General features: G+C 38.0%; 1 pseudogene. It reads left to right on the plus strand.

What is annotated here, in order from left to right:
• A pseudogene (locus SB689_RS23550) lies at positions 1 to 258 on the plus strand (MFS transporter); the annotation flags it as partial.

Here is a 258-nt window from a genome sequence, read left to right on the forward strand (position 1 = left end):
GGAAAAAGCTTCACGAAAGTCCGGTGTTTGAAGAATTGAAAAAAGCTGGAAAAACCAGCAAATCGCCTGTAAAAGAGGCTTTTACTACAAAAGGGAATGTGAAAACAATGCTAAAAGCTATTTTTGGAGGTAATGCTGCACAAAGTTCAGTAATGCAGACCAGTCTTTTTGTGACGTTGTTTTTTATGCAGCGTGCAGTAAAGTTGGAAGAAACTACTGTTTTGATGATTACGGGAGTAGTAACTCTTTTTAGTGCCT

Source organism: Chryseobacterium sp. SIMBA_038 (assembly GCF_046535115.1).
Classification (GTDB): Bacteria; Bacteroidota; Bacteroidia; order Flavobacteriales; family Weeksellaceae; genus Chryseobacterium.